Genomic DNA, 16,103 nt, shown 5'->3' with positions numbered 1-16,103 from the left:
ATGCTTGACGAAAATCAACTTATTGGCAGGTTATAAGTGCGCTAGACGCAACAATGCAAAGCCCTTGTGGGAGCGGGCTTACTCGCGAAGGCGTTGGGTCAGTCGGTATCAATGTTGAATGACAAATCGCATTCGCGAGCAAGCCCGCTCCCACAGGGGGAAATTGCGCTCGACCTCAGTCCGGCTGCGCAGCCAGCCACGTCTCATCGCAACACGCCTTGAGCGTTTCCCGCAGCCAACGGTGGGCCGGATCCTTGTCGAAACGCGGATGCCAGGACTGGGTCAGCATCAGGGTCGGCAACGGGATCGGCAAGTCGAAGGAGCGCAGCTTCAGTCCGAGCCGCCGCACACTCAGCAAGGCTTCCTTGGGCACCGGCAGAATCAGGTCGGAATCGGGCAAGGCAAACATCGCCGCATGAAAGCTCGGCGCGATCACCGCCACCCGCCGCTCCAGCCCCAAGGCGTTGAGCGCGGTATCAATCGGCCCCCGGGCAATGCCGCGCCGGGACATGCTGATATGCGAGAACCCCGCGTAACGCTCCGCGGTGATCTCACCGTCCAACAGCGGATGATCCTCGCGCACCAGACCAACGAAGTGGGTGGAAAACAGGTTCTGAATCTTCACTTCCGGGGTCAACGGCCGGGTGTTGCTGACGCTCAGATCGATCCGCCCTTCGCGCAACGCCTCATCATCGCCATCGCCTTCCGGGACGAAACGCAACTCACAGTGCGGTGCCTGCCGGTCAAGGGTGTCGAACAGCTTGCCGCCGTAGACGCCGACAAAAAAGTCGTTGGCCCGAATACTGAACCGCCGCCGTAGCGAACTCAGTTCCACCGCATCGGCCGAACGAAACAGCAAACCGGCCTGTTCCACCACGCTGCGAACCTGTTCGCGTAACTCCAGTGCCTTGGGGGTCGGTACCAGGCCACGGCCGGCACGCACCAGGATCGGATCGCCAATGGCCTCGCGAATGCGCGTCAACGTCCGGCTCATGGCCGCCGGGCTGAGGTTCATCCGCCGCGCCGCGCCCACCACACTGCCCTCGTCGAGCAGGGCGTCGAGGGCGACCAACAGGTTCATGTCTGGGAGCTGCATCGTGAGCACTCGTGTTTGATCTGGACTGATTCAGACGCAATGCTAGCAAACAAACTGCCGAATCATGTGTTGGCAGCACCGACCTCTTCGCGAGCCTGCTCGCGAAAGCGGTGGAACCGTCACCACATCCATTCGCGCTAACCCATAGAAATAACTCACACCACTATCAGTTCTGATAGTTCGCAAACCCGGCTCAAGCGAGTAAAACTCAAAGCCTGCCCCGTTTCCGCGAAGATCCCGGCATGAGCCAACCTGCTGATCAAGACAACCGCAGCCGGCCACGCTTAGTACTGCTGGCAACCGACCGCAGCCAATCCATCATTGGCGAAATCGTCGATGGCCAGTCCCAGACCATCGCCTACTCAGCTTACGGTGAGCAGTCCGCGCAGCAGAAAATCGAGACACGACTAGGGTTCAATGGCCAACTGCGTGAAGCCAACATTGGCTGGTACTTGCTGGGCAATGGCTACCGCGCCTACAACCCACGATTGATGCGTTTTCACAGTCCGGACAGTTGGAGTCCATTTCGTGGGGGCGGGTTGAATGCGTATATGTATTGCGTGGGGGATCCGGTGAATCGGGTGGATCCGACGGGGCATAACTCTTTTTCTAAAGTTGCAGGGAGGGTCTTTGATTTCCTTTTTGGCGGTCCTAACGTCACCGGTTCGCGAGGACTTTCCATAAAGCAGGCGCAAGTTGTACAAAAATTAGGGGGATTGAGACCAGAGAACACAGGTGAACTGGCAGATCTCGTGACGGCCGGCGCCCCGGTTTTACAACCGATACCCAGGGTCGGAAGGGTAGGTAAAAATTCAGGAGGTGAGTTTCACGGAACAGCAACATGGGGAACTAACAACGTTCCCGATTACGCTTCAATCGGAACTGCTTCCTCAGGTACAAAGCGTTCCATTCCTATGGTGGTGAAAGATCACACTAAAACAGTGTCGTCGGGTACCCAGTCGAGATTCAACTCGAAACCACCAGACCCAACCCAGTCGAATTCCAACTCGAAACCACCGGCCCCACACATCGTGAAAATAGAAGCATCGCTCCCCATTTACCAGGCTCAATTATCACCAGCACCGCCCAGTTACGAAGATGTTATGAGGCCTGCGCAAGAAGTAAGGAACAGTTGATGAGCTACGTTTATCGTCGTCAAATTGCTTCAACGTAGGGAAGTTCGTCCCCCTACCGCACCATCCCCCACCGCCTGACCGTCACCCGCTCCAACGAATCAAACACCAGATTCTCCACCAGCAACCCAATCAGGATCACCACCGCCAACCCGGCAAACACCTTGTCCGTGTACAGCTCATTGCGATTCTGAAAGATGTACCACCCCAACCCACCCTTGCCGCTGGTTGCGCCAAACACCAACTCGGCGGCAATCAGCGTACGCCAGGCAAACGCCCAGCCGATTTTCAGCCCGGCGAGGATTGACGGCAGTGCCGCCGGAATCAGGATGAACAGCACGAAGCGCATGCCCTTGAGGCCGTAGTTGCGCCCGGCCATGCGCAGGGTTTCCGAGACGCCGAGGAAGCCAGCGTAGGTGTTCAGCGCCAGCGCCCAGAGCACCGAATGCACCAGCACGAAAATCAGGCTGTTCTGGCCTAATCCAAACCAGAGCAGCGCCAACGGCAGCAGGGCGATGGCCGGCAAGGGATTGAACATCGAGGTCAGGGTACTGAGCAGATCACGACCGAATTGCGTCGACACCGCCAGCGTGGTCAGGGCAAACGCCAGGACGATGCCGATCAGGTAGCCCTTGAGCAACACCACCAAAGAAATCCACACCTTGCCCAGCAACTCGCCGCTGAGCAGGCCGTCGTAAAGCGCTTGAGCGGTTTGCACAAAACTCGGCAGCAGCAGGTCGTTGTTTTGATACCTGGCAACAGCTTCCCAAAGCACCGCGAGCAAAATCAGGATCAGGCTTTTGCGCAGCCAACCTTGCTGCCATAGACGCTGGCCGAGGGGTAACTCCCGTTCCAGCGGCACGCTGGTCAGTGGCTGCAAAACCGTTTCGAACTCTTCACGCGGGGATGATAAATGGCTCATCGGGCCCTCCTTTCAACTGGCTCAATAAGCGATGCGGATGTCGGCGAAATCCAGCTCATGCTCAGCGTTCGCCGCATCACCTTCGTCGAACAACAGCCGATGAATACGTCGCGCCGACTCCTGAAACGCCACACCGCCGAGGCTGTGCAAATCGTATTGGTGGCTGTGGACTTCCGCCCTCACCCGTCCCGGATGGGGTGACAGCAACAGAATTCGATTGCCCACCACCAGCGCCTCTTCGATAGAGTGCGTGACGAACAGCAGCGTGAAACGCACCTCCTCCCAGAGCAGCAGCAATTCTTCCTGCATCTTGCGTCGGGTCAGGGCATCGAGCGCGGCAAAGGGTTCGTCCATCAACAGGATTTTCGGCTGCATCGCCAGCGCCCGGGCGATGGCGACCCGAGCCTTCATGCCACCGGACAAGGTGTGCGGATAGGCATCGGCAAACGCCGCCAGGCCGACTTTTTCCAGATAGTGCAGCGCTCGCTCTTCGGCCTCCCTGAGCTTGAGGGTTTTCGAAGCCAGAAGCGGAAACATCACGTTCTGTTTGACGGTTTTCCACGGCGGCAGTTGATCGAACTCCTGGAACACCACGATCCGGTCAGGCCCCGGCGCATCGACGCGCTGGCCTTGCAGACGGATCTCGCCTTCCACTGGCTGGATGAAGCCGGCGGCGGCCTTGAGCAACGTCGACTTGCCGCATCCGGACGGGCCGAGCAGGACAAAGCGGTCCGCCGGATCGATCTCGAAACTGACTTGATGGGTCGCCCGCACCACGCGCTGCGGTGTGCGGTATTCGAGGCTGACGTTATCGACCGACAGCAGCGCCTGGGCTGCCGCGATCGGTTTGCTGACCGTGTGGCCTTGCAAAGGAGCGTTCATTTCGGTCAGCTCCCTTGCAGTGGTTTGGTGTCCTGGAAGAAGTAATCCTTCCACGAATCCGGTTTGTTTTTGATCGCGCCAACGCGGTACAGGAACTCGGCCAACGGGTAGGTATTTTTCGGCGTGACGCTGAACTCGAACTGCGGGTTGTCGATAATTTTCAGCAACGCGGCGCGGTCGATCTTGGCCTTGGTGACGCGGATGTAAGTGTCGGCTGCCGCGCCCTTGTCGTTCTGCGCGAATTGCGCCGCTTCGGTCAAAGCGTCAATAAACGCTTTGTAGGTTTTCGGGTTTTCATTGCGGAATTTCTCGGTAGCGAACAGCACCGTCGGCGAGTTCGGCCCGAGCAGGTCATAAGTGTTCAGCACCACGTGCACGTTGGGATTGGCCAGTTCCTGATCCTGGAACGGCGGGTTGGAGAAGTGCCCGCTCAGCTCGGTGCCGCCAGCCACCAGCGCCGCTGTCGCATCGGGATGCGGAACCGCGATGGTGTACTTGTCGAGGCGATTGAACTCTTTGTCACCCCACTGTTTGGCCGCCGCGTATTGCAGGAAGCGCGACTGCACCGACACGCCCACCGCCGGCACTGCGATTCGGTCTTTCTCGGTGAAGTCGGCAATGGTTTTGACCTTGGGATTATTGCTCACCAGGTAGTACGGGAAGTTGCCCAGGGAAGCCACGGCCTTGACGTTCTGCTTGCCGTGGGTGCGATCCCAGATGGTCAGCAGCGGGCCGACACCAGCGCCGGCAATGTCGATTGAGCCCGACAGCAACGCGTCGTTGACCGCTGCACCGCCGGAGAGCTGGGTCCAGTCGACCTTGATGTCGATGCCTTCCTGCTTGCCGTACTTCTCGATCAGGTTCTGATCGCGCACCACGTTCAGCAGCAAGTAAACAATGCCGAACTGTTCGGCAATGCGGATTTCACCTTCGGCGTGGGCCACGTTTGGCGCCACCAGGCTGCCGGCAATCAGGCTGAAACCCAGACCGATGGCTGCGGCCAGCGGTGCGAATGGAAGACGTTTGGACATGGTCAGATCTCCGACAAATCAGAAAGGCGCGTCGCCCTGGATGGTGGTGCGATACAGCTTGCGGCGCAGATGGCTGGGGCATCCGGCGGCGAGGTGGATCAGCGAACGGTTGTCCCAGAACACCAGGTCATGGGGCTGCCATTGATGGCGGTAGATGTTTTGCGGCAGCGCGCTGTGGGCGTAGAGCTCGGTCAGCAGTTGCTGGCTCTCGTCTTCCGGCAGGCCAACGATGCGGGTGGTGAACCCCTCGCTGACGAACAACGCCTTGCGACCGTTTTCCGGGTGGGTACGCACGACCGGGTGGACGACTTCGGCGACCTGGGCGAGTTGCTCCGGGGTCAGGGTCGGGCGCCAGTTGCCTTCGAATTTGGTCTCGCTGTAACGCGCGGTGTAGGAGTGCGCTGCCGAGCGCCCTTCAACGGCGTTGCGCAATGCAAGCGGCAGGTTGTCCCAGGCTTTGTGCATGTCGGCGAACAATGTGTCACCGCCTTCTGACGGCAGCTCCTGGGCATGCAGCATCGAGCCCAGGCTCGGCAGTTCTTTGTAGGAGAGATCGGAATGCCAGAACTTGCCGGCGTCACCCAGGCCGATGTTCTGGCCGTTTTCGACGATGTTGGAGACGATCAGGATTTCCGGATGCCCTGCCAGCAGGAACTGCTTGAGCACATGGATCTGCAACACGCCAAAACGACGGCTGAAATCGATCTGTTGCTCAGGGGTTATGCGCTGGTCGCGGAACACCACCACGTGATGATCCAGGTGCGCGCGGTGAATACGGGCGAAGTCCTGATCATTGATCGGGCGGGACAGGTCGAGACCGATGATCTCGACGCCCACCGCTCCGCTGAACGGGCGGACTTCAAAGAATTGTGGCGCGATGCTTGGCGAAGCTGAAGCTGCAGACATAAATCACTCCCACGCACGGCACGCTCAAAGGCGCGCGCGTCGATCAGAAACTCACGGAGGTCCCGTGTTGGTTCGTGTCGTGCGGCGCGCCGATTGGTCGACAGGTACGCAGGAGATTCACTTTATAGATATAAGAATTGAAATTTAAATACCGTTAACGAATAACGATATGGCGATTGCGAAGGGAATGGAGGAATCGTGGTGTGACGTTATTTGTCACTTTCTGACAGGATTTTGGTGTTTTGGCGGACGCTATCGCGAGCAAGCTCGCTCCCACAGGGGTCAGTGGAAACACAAAATTGCGTTTCAATACAGATCCATTGTGGGAGCGAGCTTGCTCGCGATGGGGCCAGTGGCCCCGAAGGTGGATTACCGCTCGTGCAGCGCCTCGGCCCGCGCACGGATGATCGGCTTGAGCAGGTAGCTCAGCACGGTCTTCTTGCCAGTGATGATGTCCACGGAAGCCACCATCCCCGGAATGATCAGCAACGGCTTTTCATCGGTGCCCAGGTGGCTGCGGTCGGTGCGCAGCTTGATGAGGTAGTAGGTGGTCTTCTTGTCTTCATCGGTGATGGTATCGGCACCGATCTGCTCCAGTTTGGCCTTCATCCCGCCGTAGATGGTGTAGTCATAGGCGGTAAATTTCACCGTCGCTTCCTGCCCCGGGTGCAGGAACGCGATGTCCTGCGGGCGGATCTTCGCCTCGACCAGCAAGGTGTCGTCCAGCGGTACGATTTCCACCAGGTCGCTGCCCGGCTGGATAACCCCGCCGATGGTATTGACCAGCAACTTGTTGACGATGCCCCGCACTGGCGAAGTGACCAGCGTCCGGCTGACCCGGTCTTCCAGGGCCTTGCCGGTGGCCTGGGCCTTGTTCAGGTCGGTGCGTGCTTCATTGAGTTGGGTCAGGGCTTCGCTACGGAACTTGCCACGGGTTTCATCGACCTTGCGCTGCACTTCCTTGATTGCCGATTCGGCTCGTGGAATTGCCAGCGTGGTGGCGTCGAGCTGACCACGGGTCTCCGCTTCGGCACGCCTGAGGCGCAGGACTTCCACCGGTGATACCGCGCCTTGGGCCACCAACGGCTCGGACATGCTGATTTCCTGACGCTGGAAGCCCAATTGCTGGCGATACTGCGCCTGTTTGGAGGTGAATTCGCGCAGCTCTTGCTGGCGCTGGATCAGCTGCTCCTGCAAGCCACCAATCTCATCGTGCAACTGTTGGCGACGACTGATATAGAGCGACTCTTCACTCTTTGCCTGACCCGGCACGGCCTTGAGCACATCCTCGGGGAAGTTCAGCGGACGCTCTTCGACCTCGGCGCTCAGGCGCTCGACCCGCAGCAGCATCGACAACCGATCGGCCTCGGTTTCACCGACGTTCGAAGCAAATCGCGTGTCGTCCAGGCGAATCAGCGGTGCGCCGGCTTCGACAATCTGACCTTCCTTGACGAACAGCTCGGCAACGATACCGCCTTCAAGGTTCTGGATCTTCTGGATCTTCGACGATGGAATCGCCTTGCCGTCGCCCTTGGTCACCTCGTCGATCACCGCGAAGTTGGCCCAGAGCATCAGGAACACAAAGAACGCGATGATCGCCCAGATCGTCAGCCGCACCACGCGGGGCGCATCCTCGATCAGCGCCTTGTTGACCTCCGGCAGCGGCTGCCCCTGAAGTGAAGCAGAGCCTTTGAAGTAGCGAAGGATCGAACCCTTAACCGACTTAAGCAACACTGATCTGCCCCTTCTTCAACGCTTCCATCACTGCGGCTTTCGGGCCGTCGGCGAGTATCTGCCCGCGGTCGACCACGATCAGGCGATCCACCAGCGACAACAGCGATGCCCGGTGCGTTACCAGCACCATGGTCTTGTTTTCGATCACCGCTGCCAGGCGCTGCTTGAGGCGCTCTTCACCGGTGTTGTCCATGGCGCTGGTCGGCTCGTCGAGCAGCAGGATCGGCGGATTGAGCAGCAATGCACGGGCCAGGGCGACGTTTTGCCGTTGACCGCCGGAGAGGTTCTGCCCGCGCTCGCCGACTTGCAGCTCATAACCCTGCGGATGCAGGCGCGCATACTCGTGGACGCCAGCCAGTTCTGCGGCTTGCAGCACCAGTTCGTCCTCGACATACCGCGCGCCGGAAACCAGGTTGTCGCGCAAGGTGCCGGCGAGCAACTGAATGTCCTGGGGCACGTAGCCGATGTTGTAGCGCAGCTCGCTGACGTCGATCTGGCGGATATCCACACCATCGACCAATAACGCGCCGTCATCCGGCTGATACAGCCCCACCAGCAACTTCGCCAGCGAGCTCTTGCCCGAACCGCTTCGACCAATGATGCCGACCTTCTCGCCGGGACTGATCGACAGATTGATGTTCTTCAGCGCCAGGTTCTGCTGTTGCGGGTAGGTGAAGTTGAGCTGGCGGCACTCAATGCCGCCCTGCAGCACCTTGCGGCTGAGCGGACGCTCTTCGAAATTGCGCTCCTGGGGCAGCTCCATCATCTGGTCGACCGAGGTCATGGTCACCCGCGCCTGCTGATAACGAGTCAGCAGCCCGGACAGCGACGCCAGCGGGCTGAGCGCACGACCACTGAGCATGTAGCAGGCAATCAGGCCGCCCATGCTCAGGTGACCGTCGATGATCTGGTACACGCCGAAGACGATCATGATCACGCCGGCCAGTTGCTGGATCAGCAAGGTGATATTCATCGCCAGGCCGGAGAGCATTTTCACCCGCAACTCAAGGCGACTGAGGGTGCCGATGGTCTGCTCCCACTGATACTGGCGTTCGCTTTCGGCGTTGTTGACCTTCACCGCATCCAGGCCGGCCAGGGTCTCGATCAGGCTCGACTGACGCTCGGCCCCCAGCGCCATGGTCCGTTCCATGGTCGCCACCAGGGGTTTCTGCAAGGCATAGCCGATGGCCAGGGCGATCGGGAACGCCAGCACCGGTATCCACACAAGATGCCCGCCAAGGATCGCGATGACGATAAAGATCAGAATCGTGAACGGCAGGTCAATCAGGCTGGTCAGTGTCAGCGAGGCGAGGAAGTCCCGCAGGCTCTGGAACTCATGGATGTTCTGGGCAAAGCTGCCGACCCGCGCCGGCCGGTATTTCATGGCCATGCCGACGATGCGCTCGAACAGCGTGGCCGAGATAATCAGGTCGGTTTTCTTGCCGGCCAGATCCAGGCACAGGCTGCGCAGGCTTTTCAGGATCAGGTCGAACAGGTAGGCGCCCGAGATGCCGAATGCCAGCACCCAGAGCGTCGCTTCGGCCTGGTTCGGCACGACACGGTCGTAGACGTTCATCACGAACAACGGCGCGGCCATGGCAATGATGTTGATCAGAAAACTGGCGGCGATGGCGTCGGCGTACAACCAGCGCGAACGCTTGAGGGTGTCGCGGAACCACGAGCGCGCACGCGGAATCAGCGTGCCGTGATTGACGTCGAACTTGTGCTGCGGCTGGGCGAAAAAGACTTTGCCGGTGTAGTCGTCGGCCAGCAACTCGCGGCTGACCAGAGATTCACCGCCATCGCTTTCGCTGAGCAGCACCCGCACCTGATCTTCGCCTTGCCAACCGAGCAGGACGGCACTGCGACCGTCCTTGAGCAGCAGCAATGCCGGCATGGCAATCGCCGGAATATCTTCCAGCTTGCGTTGCAGCACCCGACCTTGCAGCCCCGCGCGAGCTGCCGCGCGAGGCAGCAAGTCGACACTCAAGCGTTGCTCGGGCAGCGGCAGGCCGGTGGTGAGCATTGCCGCGCTGGCAGGCTTCTGGTGCAGCATGCAAAGAGCGAGCAGACCATCCAGTAGCGGATCGTCATGCAACGCGCGCGGATCATGAATGAGTTGAACCCGACTGACTTCTGATTCCACGCTCGGCACTCTTGGCTAACAATTGAACAATGAAGGTCCTGCTCAATTCATACCGGGCAATTGGACCTTGGGCTTCACGTCGTTCTGCACAACGGATGCCAATGGTGCGACCACTCCCTGGCTCTTGAGCAACTCGCCCATGGTCGCCTTGATTCGGTATTGAGTAAATAACTGAATGTTCTTGATCTCCACCAGACGGCGCGAAGAGGTGAACAGCTCGTTCTCGCTGTCTAGCAAATCCAGCAGGGTGCGCTCGCCAAGGCTGAACTGACGCTGGTAAGCGGTACGCACGGCGGTGCTGTGGTCGACGTATTGCTGGGCGATCGGCACTTGCGCGTTGGCGTTGTTCAGGGCGTTCCAGGCCAGGCCCAGCTCTTCATTCAATTGGCGCAGGGCGTTGTTACGGATATCCAGCGCCTGGTTCGACAGGTAGGACTTGGATTCCAGATCGGCCTTGTTGCTGCCGCCGGCATACAGATTGAAGCGCATGCGCAGCATGGCTTGCCATTCATTGTTGTGGCCGTTCTGACCATCAATGTCGTTGTCCGCGGTGCGACCCAACTCAGCATCGAAGCGCGGGTAGAACGTCGACTTGGCCGTGTCGTATTGCTTCTCGGCAGCGGCGATATCGGATTCGGCCGAGCGCAGGATCGGGCTGTTTTCCAGCATCTGCGCACGGGCTTCATTCAGGTTGGCCGGCATCAATGCCAGGAAACTCGCCGGGCGTTCCAGTTGATCGGGCATCTGGCCAACAGCGGAGAGGTAGTTGGTTTCGGCGTCAGCCAGGTTGGTCTGCTCGGTGATCAGGTTGTTTCGCGCCTGGGCCATCCGCGCCTCCGCCTGATCAAGGTCGGCGCCACTGCCGACGCCACGCTGGGTGCGCAGTTGGATCTGGTCGTAAATGCGCTGGTGGCTCTTGAGGTTGTCCTCGGCCAGACGTACGAATTCGCGGCGGGTCAGCACGTCGAGATAGACCTGGGCCACGGTCAGCCCAGTACGCTCGGAAGTACTCAGCAGCGAGTAGGCGCGGGAGTTGACAGTGGCTTGTTGACGCCCTACTTCGCTGGACGTCGCAAAACCGTCAAAAACCATTTGGGTCAGACGTAAACTTGACTCACTGCGATTCAGGGTTTCCCAGTGATTGTTGCTGCCGTCCGTTCGTGTGGTCACGCTGTCGGTGCCCTCACGACCATAACCGCCCAGCAGGTCGACCCGTGGCAGGTATCCACCTTTCGCAGCCTTCAACTGATAATCCGCAGCCAATCGACTGTTGACGCCTGCCTGGACCTCCGGATGGACATCCAGCGCTTGTTGCATGGCGTTTGGCAAGGACTGTGCCTGGACGAAAGACGCGGCGAGGGCGAAAGGTACAGCCATGAACAAAGGCGAACGCATTGTAGGAATTTCCCAGGACTTCTTGTCTTGAATCACAGCAAAAGAACGCGCTGCGTCGGAAGATGGCAAGCGGAATGACCGTATGTCGGAAAGTTCAAAAAGTGGAACTGGATCACATACCGAGGACGAGTCACAGCTTAAATATCAATGTGACATTATTGGGACGATTGTTTAGGATGGCTCCAAGAAGGTCAATAGTTTGGCATAAAGTTAATAGCGAAAAAATATAGCCAATAAATTGACGAATTCATGCGTCAAATTTGTGCATCTATTTTGCAATGTACGTCCAGACTGGTCGGCGCCGACAGACGCCATCAGGTCCATGGAAGTCAACTGAACGGACACCCCGGAGAGTCTTCAATGAGCAGTGTTGTTGCCATCGTCAAAAGCATTGTCGGTCAAGTTTTCGTGGTGTCCCCAGAGGGCATCCGCCGAGTTCTCGTTGAAGGCGACAAGTTGTTCGCCGGTGACCAGATCGACACCGGCCTTTCCGGTGCCGTATCCCTGGAGCTGGCCGATGGCCGCACCCTCGATCTGGGCCGTGACACTCAGTGGAGCGCCGACGCTCCAGACTCCAGCACTGATCTGGCAGCCGCCACCGCGCAAGCCGCGCCTTCGGTAGAAGAGCTGCAACAGGCCATTGCTGCCGGTGCCGACCCGACAAAAGACCTTGAAGCCACCGCTGCCGGCCCGGCTGTCGCAAGTTCTGGCGGTGCCGCCGGTGGTGGTCACAGCTCCGTGATGCTCGACGCCACCGCTGCCCGCGTCGATCCGACCATCGGCTTCGCAACCAATGGTCCTGATTTCACTGCTACCCCCACTACGCTCGATACCGGCAACCAGACCACCACAACCATCACGTCCGTCAACGCCTCGAGCGTAATGACCGCTGATACTGGCACTCTGGCCGAAGACAGCGTCGCAACGGGTAATGTACTGACCAACGATAGCGATGCCGAGACGCCGCTCAGCGTCACCGGCTTCACCATCGCTGGCGTGACCGGCAGTTTCACCGCAGGCCAGACAGCGACCATCGTCGGTGTCGGTACGTTGACCATCGGTGCCAATGGCGACTACACCTTTACTCCGGACGCCAACTACAACGGTGCTGTACCGCAAGTTACGTACACCACCAACACCGGCTCCAGCAGCACACTGGGTCTCACCGTGACGGCGGTCGATGACCCGAGCGTTTTGACTGCCGACACCCAAGTCACTGCTGAAGACACCGCAGTGATCGGCAACGTGCTGAGCAACGACAGCGACATCGACAACGTTCTGAGCGTGGTTACTTTCACCATTGACGGCGTCAATGGCACTTTCACCGCCGGCCAGACGGCGACCATCGCCAACGTCGGTACCCTGGCGATCGGGGCGAACGGGGCTTACACCTTTACCCCGGCCGAGAATTACAACGGCACGGTGCCGACGGTCAGCTACACCGTGACCGACGGTTCCACCTCGACCCTGAATATCAGCGTCACCCCGGTCGACGACAGCTTCAGCGACCTCAGCGAAAGCGTGAGCACCGCCGAAGACACCGCCGTCACTGGCAGCGTCCTCAGTGGCACTTCGAGCGTTGACGGCCCGGTCAGCGTGGTGAATTTCACCATTGGTGAAACCACCTACGCCGCTGGCAGCACGGCGACCATCGCCAACGTCGGCAGCCTGGTGATCGCGGTGAACGGCACCTATACCTTCACCCCGGCCGCTAACTACAACGGCAGCGTGCCGACCGTGAGCTACACCGTCACCGACGGCTCCGGCAGCAACGTCACCTCGACCCTGACCATCAACGTCACCCCGGTCGACGACAGCTTCACCGACCTCAGCGAAAGCGTGACCACCAACGAAGACACCGCCGTCACCGGCAGCGTCCTCACCGGCACCTCGAGCGTTGACGGCCCGGTCAGCGTGGTGAATTTCACCATTGGTGAAACCACCTACGCCGCTGGCAGCACGGCGACCATCGCCAACGTCGGCAGCCTGGTGATCGGTGCCAACGGGACTTACACCTTCACCCCGGCCGAAAATTACAACGGCACGGTGCCAACCGTGAGCTACACCGTCACCGACGGTTCCGGCAGCAACGTCACCTCGACCCTGACCATCAACGTCACCCCGGTCGATGACAGTTTCACCGACCTCAGCGAAAGCGTGAGCACCAACGAAGACACCGCCGTCACCGGCAGTGTGTTGACCGGTACCTCGAGCGTTGACGGGCCGGTCAGCGTGGTGAATTTCACCATTGGTGAAACCACCTACGCCGCTGGCAGCACGGCGACCATCGCCAACGTCGGCAGCCTGGTCATCGGCGCCAACGGGGCTTACACCTTTACCCCGGCCGCCAACTACAACGGCAGCGTGCCAACGGTGAGCTACACCGTCACCGACGGTTCCGGCAGCAACGTCACCTCGACCCTGACCATCAGCGTCACCCCGGTCGACGACAGCTTCACCGACCTCAGCGAAAGCGTGAGCACCGCAGAAGACACCGCCCTCACCGGCAGCGTCCTCAGTGGCACCTCGAGCGTCGACGGTCCGGTCAGCGTGGTGAACTTCACCATCGGTGAAACCACCTACGCCGCCGGCAGCACGGCGACCATCGCCAACGTCGGCAGCCTGGTGATCGCGGCGAACGGGACTTACACCTTTACGCCGGCCGAAAATTACAACGGCAACGTGCCGACGGTGAGCTACACCGTCACCGACGGCTCGGGCAGCAATGTCACCTCGACCCTGACCATCAGCGTCACGCCGGTCGACGACAACTTTACCGACCTCAGCGAAAGCGTGACCACCGCCGAAGACACCGCCGTCACCGGCAGCGTGTTGACCGGTACCTCGAGCGTCGACGGCCCGGTCAGCGTGGTGAATTTCACCATCGACGGTGTTGCTGGCACGTTCACCGCCGGCCAAACCGCGACCATCGCTAACGTCGGTACCCTGGCGATCGGCGCCAACGGGACTTACACCTTCACCCCGGCCGCCAACTACAACGGCACGGTGCCAACCGTGAGCTACACCGTCACCGACGGCTCCGGCAGCAACGTCACCTCGACCCTGACCATCAGCGTCACCCCGGTCGATGACAGCTTCACCGACCTCAGCGAAAGCGTGACCACCGCCGAAGACACCGCCGTCACCGGCAGCGTCCTCACCGGCACGAGCAGCGTCGATGGTCCGGTCAGCGTGGTGAATTTCACCATCGGTGAAACCACCTACGCCGCCGGCAGCACGGCGACCATCGCTAACGTCGGCACCCTGGTGATCGGCGCCAACGGCGCCTACACCTTCACGCCGGACGCCAACTACAACGGCAGCGTGCCGACGGTGAGCTACACCGTCACCGACGGCTCGGGCAGCAACGTCACCTCGACCCTGACCATCAGCGTCACCCCGGTCGACGACAACTTCACCGACCTCAGCGAAACCGTGAGTACCGCTGAAGACACCGCCGTGACCGGCAGCGTCCTCACCGGCACGAGCAGCGTCGACGGCCCGGTCAGCGTGGTGAACTTCACCATCGGTGAAACCACCTACGCCGCCGGCAGCACGGCGACCATCGCCAACGTCGGCAGCCTGGTGATCGCGGCGAACGGGACTTACACCTTCACGCCTGCCGAAAATTACAACGGCAGCGTGCCGACGGTGAGCTACACCGTCACCGACGGTTCCGGCAGCAATGTCACCTCGACCCTGACCATCAACGTCACCCCGGTCGACGACAGCTTCAGCGACCTCAGCGAAAGCGTGACTACCGCCGAAGACACCGCCGTCACCGGCAGTGTGTTGACCGGCACCTCGAGCGTTGACGGTCCGGTCAGCGTGGTGAATTTCACCATCGGTGAAACCACCTACGCCGCTGGCAGCACCGCAACCATCGCCAACGTCGGCACCTTGGTGATCGGCGCCAACGGCGCTTATACCTTCACGCCGGCCGAAAATTACAACGGCAACGTGCCGACGGTGAGCTACACCGTCACCGACGGCTCGGGCAGCAATGTCACCTCGACCCTGACCATCAGCGTCACCCCGGTCGACGACAACTTTACCGACGCCAACGAAACGGTCTCGACCCTAGAAGATGCGGCCCTCACCGGCAGCGTCCTCACTGGTACGAGCAGCGTCGATGGTCCAGTCAGCGTGGTTAATTTCACCATCGACGGTGTTGCTGGCACTTTCACCGCCGGCAGCACGGCAACCATCGCCAACGTCGGTAGCCTGGTGATCGGCGCCAACGGCGTCTACACCTTCACGCCGGCCGAAAATTACAACGGCACGGTGCCAACCGTGAGCTACACCGTCACCGACGGCTCCGGCAGCAACGTCACCTCGACCCTGACCATCAGCGTCACGCCGGTCGACGACAACTTTACCGACGCCAACGAAACGGTCTCGACCCTAGAAGATGCGGCCCTCACCGGCAGCGTCCTCACCGGCACGAGCAGCGTCGATGGTCCAGTCAGCGTGGTTAATTTCACCATCGACGGTGTTGCTGGCACTTTCACCGCCGGCAGCACGGCAACCATCGCCAACGTCGGCACCCTGGTGATCGCGGCGAACGGTGCTTACACCTTCACCCCGGCCGCCAACTACAACGGCACAGTGCCAACCGTGAGCTACACCGTCACCGACGGCTCGGGCAGCAACGTCACCTCGACCCTGACCATCAACGTCACCCCGGTCGACGACAGCTTCACCGACCTCAGCGAAACCGTGACTACCGCTGAAGACACCGCCGTGACCGGCAGCGTCCTCACTGGCACGAGCAGCGTCGACGGCCCGGTCAGCGTGGTGAATTTCAGCATTGGTGAAACCACCTACGCCGCCGGCAGCACGGCGACCATCGCCAACG

At 60.2% G+C, this 16,103-nt stretch carries 10 protein-coding genes; 2 read left to right on the top strand and 8 right to left on the bottom strand.

Annotated elements, in window-relative coordinates; genetic code table 11:
- Window positions 1–175: 175 nt before the first annotated feature.
- Window positions 176–1,096 (bottom strand): LysR family transcriptional regulator, encoded by a 921-nt coding sequence (locus tag KGB20_RS26920; protein WP_150812089.1) that lies wholly within the window; start codon window positions 1,094–1,096, stop codon window positions 176–178.
- 242 nt (window positions 1,097–1,338) lie between these two features.
- On the opposite strand from KGB20_RS26920, the gene KGB20_RS26915 reads away from it, so the two are divergent.
- Complete coding sequence (locus KGB20_RS26915) at window positions 1,339–2,232, top strand: RHS repeat-associated core domain-containing protein (protein ID WP_154910774.1); 894 nt, start codon at window positions 1,339–1,341, stop codon at window positions 2,230–2,232.
- A 52-nt stretch (window positions 2,233–2,284) separates the two neighbouring features.
- Here the strand turns inward: KGB20_RS26915 and KGB20_RS26910 are convergent, their stop codons facing one another.
- The 7 genes from KGB20_RS26910 to KGB20_RS26880 all read right to left on the bottom strand — a co-directional run bounded on the left by KGB20_RS26910 (window position 2,285) and on the right by KGB20_RS26880 (window position 11,245).
- The gene (locus KGB20_RS26910) at window positions 2,285–3,151 is read right to left on the bottom strand and encodes an ABC transporter permease (RefSeq protein ID WP_154910775.1); all 867 of its coding nucleotides are present in this window, start codon (window positions 3,149–3,151) and stop codon (window positions 2,285–2,287) included.
- Between the two features lie 21 nt (window positions 3,152–3,172).
- Window positions 3,173–4,033 (bottom strand): ABC transporter ATP-binding protein, encoded by an 861-nt coding sequence (locus tag KGB20_RS26905; protein ID WP_154910776.1) that lies wholly within the window; start codon window positions 4,031–4,033, stop codon window positions 3,173–3,175.
- Window positions 4,034–4,038: 5 nt separating this feature from the next.
- Window positions 4,039–5,064, bottom strand: coding sequence for an ABC transporter substrate-binding protein (locus KGB20_RS26900; protein ID WP_154910777.1), 1,026 nt, complete (start codon window positions 5,062–5,064; stop codon window positions 4,039–4,041).
- Between the two features lie 18 nt (window positions 5,065–5,082).
- Entirely contained in the window at window positions 5,083–5,970 is an 888-nt protein-coding gene (locus KGB20_RS26895; RefSeq protein WP_154910778.1) for a TauD/TfdA dioxygenase family protein, read from the bottom strand.
- A 369-nt stretch (window positions 5,971–6,339) separates the two neighbouring features.
- Window positions 6,340–7,704, bottom strand: a complete 1,365-nt coding sequence (locus tag KGB20_RS26890; protein WP_223533222.1) for an HlyD family type I secretion periplasmic adaptor subunit — start codon at window positions 7,702–7,704, stop codon at window positions 6,340–6,342.
- Window positions 7,694–9,850, bottom strand: coding sequence for a type I secretion system permease/ATPase (locus tag KGB20_RS26885; RefSeq protein WP_154947722.1), 2,157 nt, complete (start codon window positions 9,848–9,850; stop codon window positions 7,694–7,696). Before KGB20_RS26885 ends, KGB20_RS26890 begins: the two co-directional genes overlap by 11 nt.
- Before the next feature lie 42 nt (window positions 9,851–9,892).
- A complete protein-coding gene (locus tag KGB20_RS26880; RefSeq protein ID WP_150812097.1) occupies window positions 9,893–11,245 on the bottom strand; it encodes a TolC family outer membrane protein in 1,353 nt (450 codons plus the stop codon).
- 360 nt (window positions 11,246–11,605) lie between these two features.
- Here KGB20_RS26880 and KGB20_RS26875 point away from each other — a divergent pair.
- A partial coding sequence (locus KGB20_RS26875) for a beta strand repeat-containing protein (RefSeq protein ID WP_223533220.1) occupies window positions 11,606–16,103 on the top strand: 4,498 nt, incomplete at its 3' end.

Origin of the sequence: Pseudomonas sp. BF-R-30, assembly GCF_019956175.1 — a bacterium.
GTDB classification, from domain to species: domain Bacteria; phylum Pseudomonadota; class Gammaproteobacteria; order Pseudomonadales; family Pseudomonadaceae; genus Aquipseudomonas; species Aquipseudomonas jessenii.
The sequence above is the reverse complement of the archived record's forward strand: the minus strand, read 5'-3'. Positions and strand labels throughout refer to the sequence as shown.

Bases quoted from the DNA above. Each gene is read 5' to 3' on its own strand.
- KGB20_RS26920 (WP_150812089.1), bottom strand. From the start codon at position 1,096: ATGCAGCTCCCAGACATGAACCTGTTGGTCGCCCTCGACGCCCTGCTC.
- KGB20_RS26915 (WP_154910774.1), top strand. From the start codon at position 1,339: ATGAGCCAACCTGCTGATCAAGACAACCGCAGCCGGCCACGCTTAGTA.
- KGB20_RS26910 (WP_154910775.1), bottom strand. From the start codon at position 3,151: ATGAGCCATTTATCATCCCCGCGTGAAGAGTTCGAAACGGTTTTGCAG.
- KGB20_RS26905 (WP_154910776.1), bottom strand. From the start codon at position 4,033: ATGAACGCTCCTTTGCAAGGCCACACGGTCAGCAAACCGATCGCGGCA.
- KGB20_RS26900 (WP_154910777.1), bottom strand. From the start codon at position 5,064: ATGTCCAAACGTCTTCCATTCGCACCGCTGGCCGCAGCCATCGGTCTG.
- KGB20_RS26895 (WP_154910778.1), bottom strand. From the start codon at position 5,970: ATGTCTGCAGCTTCAGCTTCGCCAAGCATCGCGCCACAATTCTTTGAA.
- KGB20_RS26880 (WP_150812097.1), bottom strand. From the start codon at position 11,245: ATGCGTTCGCCTTTGTTCATGGCTGTACCTTTCGCCCTCGCCGCGTCT.